5 protein-coding genes are annotated in these 17,309 nt (G+C 61.5%); 1 reads left to right on the plus strand and 4 read right to left on the minus strand.

Going from position 1 to position 17,309, the window contains the following annotated elements; genetic code table 11:
* Positions 1–15,157, minus strand: a 15,157-nt coding sequence (locus HY011_16095) for a choice-of-anchor D domain-containing protein (GenBank protein MBI3424455.1), incomplete at its 3' end; no start/stop codon positions are given.
* A 136-nt stretch (positions 15,158–15,293) separates the two neighbouring features.
* Here HY011_16095 and HY011_16100 point away from each other — a divergent pair.
* On the plus strand, positions 15,294–15,707 hold the full coding sequence (locus tag HY011_16100; GenBank protein ID MBI3424456.1) for a clan AA aspartic protease: 414 nt from the start codon (positions 15,294–15,296) through the stop codon (positions 15,705–15,707).
* 200 nt (positions 15,708–15,907) lie between these two features.
* Here the strand turns inward: HY011_16100 and HY011_16105 are convergent, their stop codons facing one another.
* From HY011_16105 to HY011_16115, 3 genes are all read right to left on the minus strand, one after another.
* A complete protein-coding gene (locus tag HY011_16105; protein MBI3424457.1) occupies positions 15,908–16,258 on the minus strand; it encodes an STAS domain-containing protein in 351 nt (116 codons plus the stop codon).
* A 292-nt stretch (positions 16,259–16,550) separates the two neighbouring features.
* Positions 16,551–16,745 carry a cold shock domain-containing protein gene (locus tag HY011_16110; GenBank protein MBI3424458.1) on the minus strand — a complete coding sequence of 65 codons (195 nt, stop codon included), beginning with the start codon at positions 16,743–16,745 and terminating at the stop codon, positions 16,551–16,553.
* 46 nt (positions 16,746–16,791) lie between these two features.
* The gene (locus HY011_16115; protein ID MBI3424459.1) at positions 16,792–17,307 is read right to left on the minus strand and encodes a phage tail protein; all 516 of its coding nucleotides are present in this window, start codon (positions 17,305–17,307) and stop codon (positions 16,792–16,794) included.
* Positions 17,308–17,309: the final 2 nt, after the last annotated feature.

A 17,309-nucleotide genomic window follows, 5' to 3' on the forward strand; every position in this document is an offset into this window, starting at 1 on the left:
GCGTTTGGGCGATGCGGTTGGCGCCCTCGCCATTGCTCAGGAGCAAGCGCCAGATGCCGTTGTTCGCGCGCAACACGAAGTCGCTCTTGCCGTCCCCATTGTAATCGGCCATTTGCGCCTGAGCCGCAAAAGCCCCGAAGCCGATCACCAGCGTGTAGCTCCTTGAACCCGTACACGCGCCCTGCGTCGCACTGATCGTGAAGCTGTAGCTCCCCGCCGCCGCCGGATAGCCGAACAGCAAAGCTGCGCTGCTGAAAAAGCTCACCCCCGGCGGCAGGCTGCCCGCTGTCAGCGCGTAGCTGTAACTCCCCGCAGGTGTGGCGGTGACCGCATTGTTGTAAAGCCGCCCGACACTGCCGTTGGGCAGATCGGGCAACGTGATCGTCGGGCAAGTGCCGCTGCCAATCGTAATCGAGTAAGACTTGTTGCCCGTGCAACTGCCAAACCCGGTGGCCGCCACCGTAAAGTTCGCGGTGCCATTCGTGGTTGGCGTCCCGCTCAGCACACCCGTCGCCGCATTCAGCGACAAGCCGGCCGGCAACGCGCCGCTCGTCACGGCATAGGTGTAACTGCCGCCCGCCGGACTGGCGGAGAAAGTTTGGCTGTAAGCCGTGCCGATTGCGCCATTCGGCAAACTGGCGGGCGCCAGCGTGACCGTCGGACAGTTGATGGTCAACGCATAGGTTTGCGTCGAAAGGCAACCGTTGGGGGTTTGCACTTTGACAATGAACGTCGCAGTGCCCGTCACCGTCGGCAGGCCGCTGATGACACCCGTCGTCGAACTCAAGAGCAACCCGCTCGGCAGATTCCCTTGCGCCAGCGAGAAGGTGTAGTTGCCGGGCGGTGTAACAGTCAGTGTTTGCGTGTAAGGGATGCCCGCGTTCCCCGCAGGTAAGGGCGAGCTTGTCGTGAAGGTCACGCCTGTACAGCCGATGGTCACAGTGTAACTGCGGCTGCCCGCACAAGTGCCGGCGGCGGCTCTGATCGTGAAGGTGAAAGTACCTGTGGTGGTCGGCGTGCCCGTGATCGCGCCGGTCGCCGCATTGAGCGTCAAACCGCCCGGCAGCGCGCCGCTGCTCACCGTGTAGCCGTAGCTGCCCGCCGGCGCAGCCGCAACCGTCTGACTGTATGCCGCCCCGACAGTTCCGTTCGGCAACGTGGCCGGATCAAGCGTGATCGGCGTGCAATCAACTATCAATACGTAATCCCGGAATCCGCTACAGGCGCCAAAGCCCGTCGCCGTGACGCGAAAATTGAACGTCCCGCCCTGCGCCGGCGCGCCGCTCAGCAAACCGCCAGCGCTGAGCGTCAACCCCGCTGGCAACGCCCCCGTGGTCACCGCAAAGGAATAACTCGCGCCCGTCGGTGCCCCGCTCAGCGCTTGATTGTAAGCCGTATTGACGGTGGCGTTCGGCAACGTCGCCGGATTCACCGTGATGGTCGGACAGGTGATTGCCAGTGTGTATTCGCGCGCCCCTGTGCAACTGCCAAAGCCTGTTGCCGTAGCGGTGAACGTGAAACTGCCGCTGGTCGTCGGCGTGCCGGTCAACGCGCCACTTGCTGCCAGCGACAAGCCCGGCGGCAAGCTGCCTCCGGTGACGGCGAATGTGTAACTGCCTCCGGCTGGTGAGGCCGTCAGCGTTTGGTTATAAGCCACGCTGGCCGTGCCGCCCGGCAACGCCGACAGCGTAATGGCTGGGCAGGTCGTCGTCAGTCTGTATTGACGGCTGCCCGTGCAATTGCCCCAGCCCGTCGCCGTCACCGTAAAGGTGAAGACACCGACCAAGTTCGTTGTCCCGCTGAGCACGCCGTTGGTGTTGAGCGTTAAACCGGTCGGCAACGCGCCCGCTGTCACGGCGTAACTGTACGTCGTACCGGCCGGCAACGCCGAGATCGTTTGGCTATACGCCACGCCTGCCTGTCCGCTCAGGTCGGTCGGTTGCGCAGCGCTGGTGGGATTGAGCGTGATCGCCGGGCAGGCAATGACCAGCGTGTAATTCGCCGTGCCCATACAGTTGTTGGCGTCGGTGGCCTTGACCGTCAGCGGGAACGTTCCGGCTTGGGTCGGCGTACCGCTCAAGCTGCCGTTTGCCGCGAGCGTCAAGCCTGGCGGCAATGTGCTCACGGTTGAAAACGTGGTCGCGCCGATGCCGCCCGCTTGCGTAAACGTCTGACTGAACGCCACGCTCGCCGTACCCGTCGTCACGGCGGGCGGCGTCACGGTGATCGTCGGGCAATTGATCGTCAACGTGTAATTCGACGAACCCGCGCAACCGCCGCTGCTGTTGGCCGCGACGGTGATGACGAACACGCCGGTTTGCGTCGGCGTCCCCGACAGCAGGCCGCCGGAAGACAGCGTCAGGCCAGCCGGCAACGGCGAACTCGTGGTGAAAGTCGAACCCGGCGTGCCGCCCGTTTGCGTGAAGGTCTGGCTGAACGCCGCGCCCGCCGTGCCCGTGTTGATGCCGGGCAGGTTCACGGTGATCGTCGGGCAACCGAAAGACAGCGTGTAATTGGTCATCCCCGTACAACCGTTCGAGTCGGTCACTTTGATCGTGAGCGGAAATGAACCGGTTTGCGTGGTCGTGCCGGCAAGCAAGCCACTCGCATTGAGCGTGATGCCAGTCGGCAAGGCGCTCGCGGTTGAGAACGTCACCGCGCCGATGCCGCCCGCTTGCGTGAATTGCTGGCTATACCCGACGCCGGGATTGCCACTCGCAATCGAAACCGGCCCAACCGTAAGCGCCTGGCAATTGACGTTGAGGCGAATGGTGAAATCCGTCATCGAGCCGCAATTGTCCGTCGCGCGGATGGTGATGTCGTGCGCACCCATCGGCCCGGCGGCGGTGATGGAAACGACGCCTGACGTATTGACCGCCGGCGCGTTGTTCAAGGCAGGCGAGACGCTTTGCACAGAGTACGACACGCTGCCGTTGTCGGTCGCGGCAGTGGGCGTGATCGTCAGCGCATTGCCTGCCGTCACCGCTTGCGGCGTGATGTAGTTCAACACCGGCGCACTGTTCGCCGTCACTGTGACGTTGAGCGTCGCCGTTGTCATCGCGTTGCTGTTGTCGGTGACGAGCAGCGTGAAGCTCGCATTGGTCGCCGTACAAGTCGCCACAATGTCCGCCGTGATGGTGCCGCTCGTGTTGACGAGGTTCGAGACCGTCACGCCATTGACGGTCGCCGTGCCGTTGCCATTGACCTTGACGGGCAGCGAACCCGCGCTTTGATCAATGTCGCTGACCGTCGCGATGGTCGAGTTCGAGACCGGACTGCCCTGCTGCCGTGCGTTAGCGACCGCATTGATCGTGGGCGCGGTGTTGACCGTCAGCGTGAAGCTCTGCTGCACCGTCGCATTGCAATTGTCCGTCACCGTCACCGTGATCGTGTACGTCCCCGATGGCCCGGCGTTCATAACCGTCAACGCCCCGGTTGCCGTGTTGCCGGTGAATGTGCCGGTGAACGTATTTGGTGAAGCCGTCGCCGTCACGCTTTGAATTGAGCCGTTGTCCAGTGGCGCGGCATTCGGCGTCACTGTCACGGTGCCGCCCACCGCGACGCCCGTGTTGGCATACGTCCCGACGCTCGGCGGAGTATTGGACGTGACCGTGACGATGAAATTGGCCGTCGCCATTGCGCCGTTGCCGTCCGTCGCCGTCAGCACGACCGTGTTGTTGCCCGGCGTGGCATTGCACAAAGCTGTAACTGTCGCCGTGACGGTGCCGCCGCTGTTGTTGATGCTCGTCACCGTGATGCCTGTCGGCACAGTCGTTGGGATGACGGTGACGCTGCCCGCCGCCGTGAGGTCATCGCTGACGATGGCAATCGTCGCCGTGCTGCCCGCCGTGCCTTGTTGGCGCGTGACGGTTGCGCCTGCGGAGATCGTCGGCGGCAGGTTTGCGCCTGTGCCTTGAAGCGAGAAGTTATACGGGCCTTCGTCGCAATCGTCGTTTTCAATCGTGACGGTCGCCGTGCGTGTGCCGACGCCGCTCGGATCGAAGATGATGGTGAAAGTCGTCGTGCCATTGGTCACGGCGACCGGCGAGGTCGGTTGCACGCTGACCGTGAAGTCGCTGGCGTGCGTGCCGCTGATGGCGACTTTTGGTGTACCGCTGAGCAGCAGTTGCCGCGTGCCGGTGTTGGCAATCGTGAAGGTGTGCGTGACGCTGCCGCTCGCCACGTTCGCGCTGCCGAAATCGGTATCGTCCGTCGCGCTGGGCGTGCTGTCGCCGTCCGCGATGGAAGTGCTGTTGCCACGCACGTCAATTTCCGGCGCCAGGAAGACCGCGCAGGTCGTGCCCGTCGTCACGCCGCCCGGCGTCACCCAATTCGAAGTCGCGCCGCTGAGCGCGAAGTTGTTGAGCGTGCCGGTGAATCCGTTGGGGCCGGAGTCGGTGAGCGTATTGATGCCGGTGTTGGTGGTGCCCGCGAGACCCTGGTTGAATTTGTAGTACGCGACCAGACCGGTCTCATTGGTCATCAGTTCGCAGTTCATGTGCGCCTGAATTTCGTCCTGACAGAGAGCCCGGTTCCAGAGGCGGAATTCGTCCATCTGGCCCTGGAAAAAGTAGGGATCAAACCCGAGGCCGAGCAGCAGCGCGGAGGTGCTGGCAGAGAGAGCGCCGGTCGCCGCGTGCGAGTCTACCAGGACGCCATCCACATACAGCTTGGTGCTGCTGCCATCGTAGGTGCCAGCGAGATGATGCCAGGCGCCAGCGGTCAAAGGGGTCGAACTTTGAACGGCTCCATAAACAGAAATCTGCCATCTGGGATACAGATTGCCGCCCACAATCAACTGGCAGCTTTCGTTGTCGGCCACGCGGGCAAAAGCGCCGCTGCCCGTTTGCGGTCGCACCCATGCCTCCATCGTGATGGCATTACTGGGGTGCAAGGCCGCCGCATACGGAACCGACACATAATCATTCGCGCCATCGAAATCCAATGCCGCGCCCAGCGCCGACCCATTGCTCGTGACCGGCGCGCCGCAGCCCGCCGTTGGTGTATTCAACGCCGTGCAAGTCGCCGGGTCGGGCGCATTCGCCCCGCTCGTCGGATCAACCGAAACCTTGTTCGTCACGCTGCCCGTCGCCGTCGGACACACGACGACGCTGAGCGTGCTGGTGCCAGTGGTCGCCGCAATCGTCCCGCTGAAATTGCAAGTGATCGTGCCGACGTTCGGATTGCCCGAAGACGGCGTACACGTCCAGCCCGAACCCGACGCGCTGATGAGCTTCATCCCAGCGGGGATGGCGTCTTTGACTTGCGCAGTTGTGGCCGCCGCGCCGCCGCTGTTGCTGACGGTGATCGTGTAGGTCGAGTTTTGCCCGACCACCAACGCGGGCGCAGGCTGACTCTTGCTGACCGACAGCACAGGCACCGCCGCCACGACGATGTTGAACGTGGTGTTGGCCGAAAGCATCGGCGAGCCATCATCCGTCGCCGTAACCTTGACCATCAACGTGCCCGCATCGGCGTTTGTCGGCGTGCCGGAAAAGGTGCGCGTGCCCGGCGTAAAGGTCAGCCACGCGGGCAGCGCGCTGCCGTCTGATTTCGTCGCGGTGTAAGTGAACGTCGTCGGCACATCCACATCGGCAAACGTATTTGCCGCAAAGGTGAAATTGAACGCGCTGTTGGCCGTGGCGTTCTGATTCGGAATCGTGTTGGCGACGGTGGGCGCTTCGTTGACGTTGGTGATGTAAACCGTGAGCGGCGTTTCGTAAGTCAGGCCGCCAGCGTCGGTGACTTTGACGCGGATGCTGCACGTGGGCTTGGTTTCATAATCATAAACCGCGTTCGATTTCAGTGTATTGCCCACGATAGTGAAACTGTTGTTGTCGGTGCTGCCTGTGCCGGTCACGAGCGCGAAAGTGAACGTATCGCCCGGATCAGGATCAGTCGCCGTGAGCGTGCCGACGGTCGTATTCACAGCGGAATTCTCAGCGATGCTGAGCGTCGTGCCCACCGGTATGGCCGACATGCGCAACCGATCCATCACGACGCCGCTGCCGCCAAAGGTGTAGGTGAACAGGTTTGCCATATTGCTGACGACGTTCCCGGTCTGCGTGCCGCGTCCGGTGACTTGCGTCGCGCCGCTGCCGATGCTGGCGGCGTTGAGATCGGCGGCCAACAAGCCGCCTGGCGCAAAGTTGTCATATTGCGCAGCGGTCAGAATCCAGACGGTGATGGACGAATTGGCATACGCAAAGCGGTACATATACGTCGTGTTCGGATCAAGCGCGCTGGGCGTCAGGTTGACGAAGCTCGCTCCGCCTTGCAACGCCACGACCGGCACCGTGCCGCCATTGCTGTCGTTGCTCGGCGCGAGCGCGATGGTGTACGCCTGATTATTGGAGCCGCCAAGGCCGAACATTTGCACTGGCCCCGCAACCGGACGGCGAAACAGGAAATCACCCGTAATCGGCCCTGCCGCCAGCAGGTTCGCGCTGAAGTTGCGGCTGCCGGAACCGCCATTCCAAGCGCCGCCCACCGTGTCCAGATTGCTGAAGCTCAGACTTGTCGGCGTATAGCTGCCACTGCTCCAAGCCGTCGAGAAGCCCGTGCCGCCATTACCGGAGAGCGTCCCGGCACTGTTGCCGTAGTTGAAATCTTCGGTGATGAGCAATGGCCCATTGATCGCCGTCGGGGCGGAATTCATGCCCGTGCCTTGAATGGCGAAGTCATAAGGATTGCGTGGGCAATCGTCATTGGCGATATTGATGGTCGCCGTGCGCACACTTACGGCGCTGGGATCGAAGGTGACGGTGAACGTCGTCGAGCCGTTGATCGCGATGGTCGCCGGGAAGGTGGGCAAACCGCCCAGTGTGAACTCGGCGGCATTGGTCCCGCTCACGGTGATGCCGGTGACGGTCAGTGACGCCGTGCCGTTGTTTTCAATGGTGAAGGTGCGCGTGATCGCGCCGTTCGTATAACTGACGCTGCCAAAATCAGTGTGATCCGCCGTGTCCGGCATCGTATCGCCATCCGTGATGGAAACGCTGTTGCCTTTGACGTTCGCCAGCGGTGCGCCCGGCGGTGTGCCGCCCGGCGTGAAAATGAAGTTGGGGCCGAAGCAGGATTTCTCCGCCAGTCCCGTGGCCGTCGCGTCCAGGCTGGGATACGTCAGCGAAGCCACGCCATTGTTGATCTTGCCGCGCACAAACGTGACGATTGGATCAGTCGCCACGGTTGTCACAGCGTGTAGAAAGGCATCATTGCCGCCGCCATTGAAGACCACGGCGCCGATGCGATAGGTGCCCGCACCCAGCACGATGGGCGTGATCGCCACATAACGATAGCCGTTGGTCAACGTGGCGGTTGTGCTTGATGCCACGGTGCCAGAAGCCAGCAGCGTGCCGCACAAATTGAAGATGCCGACATTGTGTGCCGTCGCCAGTCCGTCATTGCCTACGTCGTAAAAGCCCAGGCTACTGACCGTGATGGCTTGGTTGGTGGTGAATTCATAACCAACGGTGAAGCCTTGATTGTTAAAGACGAACGGCGAACCACCCGTGAGTGCAGTCACGGCGGCCTGTACCGATGTGGTGAACATCAGGTCGCTGCCATTGCGGCTGCCGACGCTGTTCGTGCCGGTGACGCGGAAGTGATAGGTCGTCCCCTGCATCAAGCCGGTCAGATTCGCGCTGACGGTTTGACCGGTCGTGCCGTTGTTCGGTGACAAGGTAATACTGGCCGTACTGCCGTAACTGGTGTTCAAGCCGTATTCAAATTGCGCCGTCGTCACCGCGCCGCCGGGATTGACGGTGGCATTGAGCGTCGCGGTCGTGGACATCACGCTCGTCGCGGCGCTGGTGGTCACGCCCGGCGGTTCGTTGATGGGCGTGCCCACGGTGCTTGCGCCGAAGGTGAGGTTGTCGTAGCTGGGCCCGCCGCTGAATTTCGCAAGGCGCACGGATTTGGCCGTACCGGTGAAGGTCACGCTGCCAGTGATGTTGCCATTCAGATTGTAGCTTTGACTCGCCAATTGCGTGCCAGTGGCGTTCTCACCATCAAAAATGGCGATATTGAAGCCGATGGCGACGTTGATGGCATCAACCGCAAAACCAGTCGTAAAGCCGTTGGGTACGCTGATGACTGGATTACTGTTGCCGTCGAGCACGCCACCACTGGCGGCGTTGGTGGTATTGAAGGAAATGCCGGAGTTCGTGCCCGTGTTCCCTGCCGCATCTGTGCCGCCGTTGTAATAGTTGCCAAGCGCGCCGCTGGCCGTGTGGAAGCCGATAGTCGTGGTGGGAATCGTCACGGCGATGGTTTTGGTTCCGGCACTGGCAAACGTGCCATCTTCGTCCGTCAACGAAACTGTTATCGCTTTGTCGCCGCCCGTGGTGTAAAGGTGCGTCTTGCTGGTGCTGGCCGGATTGCCGCTGAACGGCTCAGTCACACCGTCGCCCCAGTTGATGCTGTAGCTCGTCACCGTGTCCGTGCCCGGATCGGTGATCGCGCCCAGATTCAACGTGTAGCTCGCATTCACTACAACACTGCTGTTGCCAGTCAGCGCAATTGTCGGCGCGACGTTGTTGACGTCGAACGTAAAGGTTGTCGTGCTGCTCAAAGCAGGCGTGCCGTTGTCGGTGGCGGTGATGGTCACCGTCGTTGGGCCAGCCGGGCCATCGGGTGGCGTGTAACTCCAACTCCAGGTGCCTGCGCCATTGTTCGGCGTGACGGTGCCGACGCTGGCCGTGAGGGTGGCGGTGGCGTTGCCATCGGGGTCGCTAAAGGTGCCGGTGTTGCTCGCCAGGCTGCCTTCGTTGGCGGTGACGGTGGCGTTGTCGCGCGCGACGGTTGGCGCGGTGTTTAAGGCGACGCCGCCGCGCACGGGGAAATCAAACGGGTTCTCGACCGGATCGCCGACGACGGCCAATTGCAAGGTCGCGGTGCGGATGCCGGTCGTGGCACCGCGATTCCAGGTCACGGTAAACGTGGTCGTGCCGCCGGGATCAAGGCAGGAAGGCAAACCGCTGGTGTTGGCCGTGAAATCGCCGGGATTCGTGCCAGTGAAGGTGACCGCCCCGAACGCCAGCGGGGCGCTACCGGCGTTGCGCAGCGTGAAGGTGCGGGTCGCGGTCACGGTGCCGAAGTCCACGTTGGTCGCTTGGCCATCGGTGACTTCGGGGTCGGTGATCAGCGTGCCGTTGTGCAGTTCGACATCGCCATAAGCGATCTGCGCAAGCGCCTGTGCGCCCAAGCGGACGCCGTCACCGCTGTTCCAAAGCTCCTGCACCTCGGTGGAAGTCAGCGGGCGGTTCCAGAACGCGAGGTCGTCATGTTCGCCGCCGAACAGTTGCGTCACCATCCCCGAGTCAAACGTGCCGGCGGGGAAGCTGCCCGAAGTGGAACTGATGGAACCGCCGCCGCCGGTGCCCGTCCAGTAAGTCGCCGTGAGCGTTGCTTGGTTCACGGTGATCACGCGCAGGTCCCAGATGGCCGTGAAGTAGTCTATGCCGCCGCTGAGGATGAGCCTTCCCCCGGCCGTCGCGCCACTGCTCACCAGTACGGCGGGAACGTTGAGGTTGGCGGTGTCGGAAATCGTCCACGAAGTGTTCGGCGCCCCGCTGTTCGAGGTTGAATTGCCGAGCAGCATGCCACCGCCGGAGCCGAGAATCTTGCGCGTCCAGACGGCGACGCTGAAAGAGTTGGTCCCAAAGGTCAGCTCCGCAGGCTTGCAGAGACTGCATCCCCCTGTGGTGTAGCTGCCGAATTTGCCGCCGGGGTTGCCTGGCGTGCCGCCGACGCCGTGGTTGCCGTGGCCCGAGGTGTCGTTGGGACTGGTTTCAAAGGGATAGTAGCCGATCAAGCCCGCCTTCAGCCCCGCCGAGGCATCCGGCGTGTTGACCACGGTGAGACTCACCGTGGCTTCGGCGCTGTCCACCGTGCCGTCGTTGACCTTGAATTTGAAGCTGTCCGCCCCGGTGTAATTCGCGTTTGGCGTGTAAGTCACATTCGGCGCGGTGCCAGTGAGCACGCCGTTCGCGGGATTTTGCGTCACCGTGTAGGTGAGCACCGTGCCCGCGTCGGCATCCGATCCTGTGAGCGTGATGGAGACAACCGTGTTGATGTTCGTTCTCTTGCTCTGTGCATTGGCGACGGGCGGGGTGTTGGCGTTCGCCACCGCAATCTGCACCGCTGTACTGGTGTAATTGGTGGTAAACGTCAGCCCGGAAACAGGCGGAATCGTCACACTGGCGAACGTGCCCGTGCGGCTGGCGAAAGTCATCACCGTATAGGTCTGGCCTGCCGTGGGCGTGAACGCGCCCCAATTCACCACGAGCTTCGCATTGGTCAGCGTGGCGTTGTTGCTCACCGCCAGCCAGTCATAGCCCGTGCCTTGCACCGTGCCGTTGATTTCGCAGTTATAGGTACCGCTGCCGAGATCGAGATCGCCCGTCACCGTAAGCTTGCCGGGTGAGAGGCCAGGCTCGATGCTGGCGGTGGCGCTGTTGGTCAGCGTGCCGCTCTGCACGATAGTTCCCTTGCCCTTGATGGTCGCGTTGTTGGTCAGCGTGCCGCCCGCATTTATGTTGAGGAAGTTATCTGAGTTGCCCAGCGTGATCGTGCCGCCATTGGTGAACATGCCGCCACTCAGCACGGTGAAATTGCAGGTCGCGGGCATCGAAAGCTGCCCTGTCGAGTAGTTGGTAAACAGCCCCGCTGTTTTGGCGATGCGGCTGACCAGCGAGCCGTAGTTGTTGACGGTCGAGTTGACGCCGAAAGTGAGTTGCGAACCATTGCCGCCGTCGGTGATCACGCCCGTCGCGTTGTTGTTGACCGTGCTTTGCCAGGTGCTGGGTGTGCCGGTGTTCATCGTACCGTCGTTGTTGATGGTACTGCCTGCGTTCATGGCTTCCGCGCAGGACGGGCAAGAGTACGAACCGCCCGACTTGATATTCAGCATGCCGCCCGAATTATTGGTCATGAAATAGGCGGTGTAGCTGCCATAAATATCCATCGTCCCGGCGTTGGTGATACGTCCTTGGCTGAGCGAACCGCTGGCATTGACCGTCAACATCGCCCCGGCATTGATGGTGATGAAGGTATTGAGGCTGGGACTCAGGGCTTTCGCACTATTGACGGTCAAGGAAGTGCCGGACGGAAACGCAATCGTCACGTCGTTCATCACGCAATTGGCCGCGATGATGACGGCGTCCCCGCTGGCTAACAGCGCCGTGGTGGGCACGACGCCGGTGCTCCAATTCGACGCGACAGCCCAATCCGTGTTGGTCGTGCCGTTGAAGGTGTAGACAGCCGGAGCCTTGCCCGTCAGCGCAAAGTCGTAATTGCTCTCATCGCAATCGTCATTGACGATGTTGATCGTCGCCGTGCGCGTGCCGCCTGCTGTGGGCGTGAAGGTGACATTGAAAGTCGTGCTGCCGCTGGCTGCCACAGTCGCGGGCAGCGTGATGCCGGAACACACGAATTCACCGGCATTCGTCCCACTGAATGAAATGGCCGAAACCGTCAGTGGCCCACTGCCCGTGTTCTCAATCGTGAAGCTCTTGCTGACGCCCACGCCGACGGGCGTCGTGCCGAAATCGGTGTTGTTCGTGGCGCTGGTCGCCGTCGTGCCATCAGGGATGTTGTTGCCGTTGCCTTTGAGGTTGATGTCGGGAATGTTCGTGACGTAAGCCGAAGCCGTCTGCGTAATGCCTGCGCCGCTCGTCCAGTTGCTGCTCGTGCCCGTGAGCGCGAAGTTCGTCAGCGTGCCGGTTTCCAGCGTGTTGTCCGCCGTGTCGGTCAACGAAATCACGCCTGCATTCGTGCCATCCGCCGTGCCCTGATTGAATTTGTAATAGGCGATCAGGCAATTCGGCATGCTGGCGATTTCAGTGTTCATGAACGTCTGAATCTCGCTTTGCGTGCGCGCACTCGCCCAGATGCGAAACTCGTCAATCGTGCCGTGGAAGGGCCTGCCACTTCCTTCCCAATAACCGATCAGGAACGGGCTGGTGTTGTTGGCCGGCCCGGTCACCGTCCCCGAAGTTTGCGAGACCCCGTTTTTATAAAGCGTGCCCGTCGTGCCGTCGAAAGTCAGCGCCACGTGTGTCCAGGTGTTTTCGCTGATGTTGCCGAGCGGGCTGGTAAGCTGCGTGCCGCCGATGCGCGCGCAGAGCCGCCAGGCTGCCGCCGAGTTGTCTTGCAACCACATCACCAGGTTGTTGCTGTTCTTGCTGAAGACCGTGGGGAACTGCTCGCCCGTGGGCTGGACATAAATCCAAGTCTCGACCGTGAAGGCTGAAATCAACGGCATGTTGCCGCTGTGCGGAATGGTGACGTAATCATTGCTGCCGTCGAAATTCAACGCCTCGCCCGGCGCATTGGCAACCGCGCTGGTTACTGGCGCGCCGCAACCCGCGCTCGGCGTATTCAATGCCGTACACGTCGTTGGGTCAGGCGCGCCCGTGCCGCCCGCCGGTTCGACTGAAACTTTGTTGGTCTTCACGCCGGCTGAGGTCGGACACGCGATCACGCTGATTGTGCTCGTACCGCCGCCCGTCGCAATCGAACCGGCGAAAGTGCAAGTGATCGTACCCACGGGCGAATTGCCGGAGCTTGGATTGCACGTCCAGCCCGTGCCCGTCGCACTGACGAGTTTCATGCCGACAGGCAGTGCATCTTTGACCGTAGCCGCAGTCGCCGCCGCATTGCCGTTGTTGGTGACCGTGATCGTATAGGTCGCGTTTTGGTTATAGGTCAGCGCCGGATTGCTCTTGCTCACCGATAGGTTGGGCGAATTGGGAATCGAACTGCTGACCGGCGCGGCGCATCCGGCGGGCGTGTTGGCCGCCGTGCAAGTGGTCGGCGTGGGCGGATTCGCGCCGCCCGACTGATCTACCGAAGCGTAGTTGATGACCGTGTTGCCGCCATACGGCGCGGTCGGTTTGACGACGACGCTGATCGTGCTGGTGCCGCCGCCCGTGGCGATGGAGCCGCCGCTGAAGTTGCAAGTGATCGTGCCGACGGGCGTGGCGGTCGCGCCGCTCGGCGTACACGTCCAATTCGTGCCCGTCGCGCTGACCAGATCGAGGCCGATGGGCAAGCCGTCTTTGACCGTTGCGGTCGTCGCCGCCGCGCTGCCGTTGTTGGTCACAGTCAGCGTGTAGGTTGAATTCGCGCCTGCCACCAATGAAGGCGAGGGCGCGCTTTTCGCCAGCGTCAAACTGGGCGAGGCGGCGCAAGCCGAAACCGTCGCCATCGCCGAAGTCGCCACGAGGTTGGTGTTGATCGTATCGGTGTAACTGGCCGCGCTGCCCGCGCACGTCACCTGTGTCTGGTAGCAGAACTGCACCGGCGTGCTGTTGGTAAAGGTCAGCGTCGCCTTGGGCGCAACGTTGTCATCCCAGGCGACCGTGGCGACGGGCGTCTCATCAATTTGCAGCCGCAGGTTGCGAATGGACGAAGAGACCGACGAGATGTCAATCAGGCCCGAACCGCCGACGGCTTCGACCGGGCCGAAGACCGTCGCGCCCGTGTCAACATTGATCAGCGAAACCTGCAACGAAGTGAACTCGACGCCCGAAGTCAGGTTGATGTCGGACAAAATCACCTTGTCCCAGGTCGCGGCGACTTGCGAACCCGAACCGCAGTAGAAGCTGTCAATGTTGACCGTCGCGGTCGTTGCGGCGCGCGTCGAAGGCGAGATGCCTGAGATCGGATTCCACGACCGCAACACCGCCGCGTCGCCATACGAGTAAACCGACACGCCATCCGTGCCCAGGCCGTATGGCCGATTGGCGTCCACGGTGTAGCCGCTGGTGAACCCAGCGCCGGTGCAGGGCAATTGCGTTGACCAATCAAAGCAACTCAGCTTGTTGAAGTCAGCGTAATTTGGAAAGAAGACACGGCTGCCCAGATAGACATCCGCATTGGCATTGATGCCTGGATACATCCCGTGGACGCCGCCCAGATTGACGACGGTCGGGTTGCTGCTGTTGAGGTCGTAACAAGTGGCGTTGGTGTTGCGGCCCGCGATACAGATGCCCGTGACCGCGCCACCCGCGCTCAAGCGCGGGAAAAGATTGCTGCCTTCGCTCGCCGGCGTTGCCGGTGTGAGGACGGTGGGCAGCGCGGGCCAGCCCGTGCAAGTGGTATTCGTCGCCACGTCAAAGCAGGTCAGCTTGCGCTCGTAGTTGGCGATGTAAAGTTTCGAGCCGACCGCAAAGATGTCGTCGCCAAAGTTGTTCCATTGCCCTGCCGCGCCACGCGCGGGCAGGCCCAGGTTCACCGGCGTAAAACCGGCGCAGTTGTTGAGGCTGTTGCCGGGATCGAAACAGCGCAATTCGCCGCTCTGATTGAGCGTAAACAATTTGCCGCTGGCAACCGTCAGCACCGCACTCTTGCCCGTCGTCGCGGCGCTCTGCCCGCAGGTGCTATCGGTCGTGGCGTCCCAGCAATAAATGCGATCCAGCCCAGGCGCGCCGCAACATTGCTGATCGTAGGAGTCGGGATTCATATACACGCGATTGCCGATAGCAATGGTGTAATTGTTCGTGCCGGTAAGAATGCCGGAAGATTTGGGATAGCCGGTGCAAGGCGCAGAGGTGTTCAAGTCATAGCACCAAACCTGCGCCGGATTGACGTGATGGTTGACCCCGATCACTTTGCCGTTGGCCGTGACTGCCGGATTGAATCCATCGCCCGTCCCGCTCAGGTTGATATTGCCACCGAGCGGACGCGGGAAAGCCTGCGCCACGCCCTTGGCATTCTTCGCCAACAGCGCGTTGGTGAAATTGAGCGCGGTCGCATTGGGCTGGCTCGAAGTCCAGTTGCTGCCCGGCGTCTGCACACTGCCCGCCACCAGCGTCTGCCCGCTGTTCCACGTATCGTTGAGCGTCACGTTCGCCAACGGCACATCACCGCTGGTCAGGTCGTAATTGATCTTCCAGTTGATTGTCGCCGTGCCGGTGCCCGACGGCGGCGTCGCGCCTGCCACGCCACTCTTCGTCACGGTTTCGGTATTGCCCCCGAAAACCGCTGCCCAGACCGACGCGGGCGTGCTCTTTAGTTTGGTGAGCCAGTCGCCATTGGCATTGGCGGCGCTCGCACTGCCGCGCCAACCGGCAAAACTCAAAACACACACGACGGCCAGCGCGAGGGCGAACCGCAAGGAACGAACGACGAGGTGAGATTGCTGCGAGAACATTGGGGGAAACTCCTGTTTCTTTAACGGCATTGAAGGGTGTCAAACGATTCGGTTAAAACATTGCGCCGCGCACGAGCGAACGCGCGCTGGCGCTGAACTCTTGCGTCAGTCCTCACCCCTGTGCCAGCATTGGGTTATGGGTGAAGTCAAAGTGAACGTGAAGTTGAGCAACGGCATGGATCAGGGCATGTTTCGCCGGGGTCTCATCACCCGTGATCAAGTCCGCTCCATCAACGTGGAAGCCATTGTTGACACCGGCGCGGTGCGTTCGTGCATGCCGATAGACCTGATGGAGAAGCTGGGCCTGCAAGTCGTGCGTCACATGAATGCCCAGATGGCGAATGACCAAACCCAGAGTGTGGCTGTCACCGAAGGCGTGGACATGGAAATCCTCGACCGCCTGGTCACAGAGGCCTTCCTGGTGCTGGGCAGCGAAGTGCTGATCGGCCAGACCGCACTCGAAGCCACCGACTTGCTGGTGGATTGCACCCGGCAACAAGTCATCCCCAATCCCGCCCATCCCAACTCCGCCGTGATCCGCATTCGTTGAACTCACACCGGCGCAACTCAGTCCACACACGACGGCCAGCGCGAAGGCGAACCGCAAGGAACGAATCAGCAGGGCTTGGTTTTTCATGAACATTTGGGGGAATACTCCAATTCTTACCACGTGATGTGGGCGGCGACCGCCGCCCACAGACAGGCCAGCCGGCGTCCCTGGCTGGCCCCTTGATCTCGCTGAAAACGGCGTTACATGCCTTCGAGCGCGTTGTCGCGGTTTTCTCGGATGTCGAATAGTTTGTTTAGGCGCGTAATCGCGAATACTTCGTAGATGTCAGGCCGGATCGAACAGAGCCGCAATTTGCCCTTCGCGGTTTTAACCTTCTTGTCGAGCGTGATGAGCTTGCCCAGCGCGGCGCTACTGAAGTATTCGACGTTGCTGAAATCCACGATGATTTTCCGGCGGCCATCCGTGTCAACCAGCGCGAACAGTTCGTTGCCGATGATTTGGATATTGCCTTCATCCAGGATTTTCTTATCCACAAAACGCGCGACCGTGACGCCGCCGATTTCTTCCAGGTCTAGTCTTTTTATTGCCATGATTTCCTCTTCACAGTGGGGACGGTTGTGCGCACGCTTACAGCAGTGTCGCTTTGCGTACTCAGGTGGCAAGCTGTAGGGCAGGTTCAGAACCTGCCCTACAGCTTGCGGCGGCACTGAACCTCCAAAGCGAAAACGCTACGCGCAGCTTGCAGCGCCGGTCTGTGGGACAAAACCAGCCAGTCACGCGCGACGGACGCTGAAGTGGGGAGAAGGAACGCCGCGCATCTTTTTGTTCGGCTTGTTACGGCAGGTAGGAACGCCTGCACCAAGCTTGCTGCCCGGTTGGGTGTTAGGTGGCGAGCCGCACATTCACGGCATTCGCGCCTTTCTTACCCTGTTGAATCTCGAAGACCACTTGGTCGTTCTCTCTGACCTGATCTACCAGGCCAGTCACGTGCACAAAGATTTCAAGGCCCGACCCTTCTTCTTTGATAAAGCCAAAACCTTTGGCCTCGTTGAAAAACTTCACTGTCCCTTTTTTCATAAACGCCTCCTTTTTTGCTCGGATGAACCACTGCATCGAAGCGCCACTAGCTACGCGCGGGGAACTGCCCTTCCAACGCGATGACAAAACCGACGCATTGATAGGGCGACAAATTGTTATGCGGCTTGCCCGCACCGGCGAACGCCAGCGCGTCGGCTTTCATTTGGGCATTGGGCGCGGCGTTGGAATAAGCGGGCGCACCATCGGCAGTCGCCGCCCAGACACGGCCCGCCGGACTTTTTTGATTGCCTTTGGCTTCGCTCGAAGCGGCGAGGTGGCTGTGTTGCGGCATCTGTTGCACAGTCAGCGCCACCGCCGCCTGCCCGCCGCGCTGGCCCAGCGTCCGATTGCTCAAACCACTGCCTTGCCCCGCGCCCACCGGCACGGTGGCGGGCAGGTTGGGCAGGGCGAACGTAGTGATGCCATCGCCGCCATAGGTTGTCCCAATCACCATAAACAACGACTGATACTGAGCAATGGGCAACGACTGCCCGTTGCAAAACGCCCAACCGCTTGGCGCGAAATCGCTCGCAAACATTCTGATCTCGCCTAGAAAGTGCATTC

Source organism: Acidobacteriota bacterium (assembly GCA_016196035.1).
Classification (GTDB): Bacteria; Acidobacteriota; Blastocatellia; order RBC074; family RBC074; genus JACPYM01.

Coding starts and splice junctions, on each gene's coding strand:
- HY011_16100 (MBI3424456.1), top strand. CDS start 15,294: ATGGGTGAAGTCAAAGTGAACGTGAAGTTGAGCAACGGCATGGATCAG.
- HY011_16105 (MBI3424457.1), bottom strand. CDS start 16,258: ATGGCAATAAAAAGACTAGACCTGGAAGAAATCGGCGGCGTCACGGTC.
- HY011_16110 (MBI3424458.1), bottom strand. CDS start 16,745: ATGAAAAAAGGGACAGTGAAGTTTTTCAACGAGGCCAAAGGTTTTGGC.
- HY011_16115 (MBI3424459.1), bottom strand. CDS start 17,307: ATGCACTTTCTAGGCGAGATCAGAATGTTTGCGAGCGATTTCGCGCCA.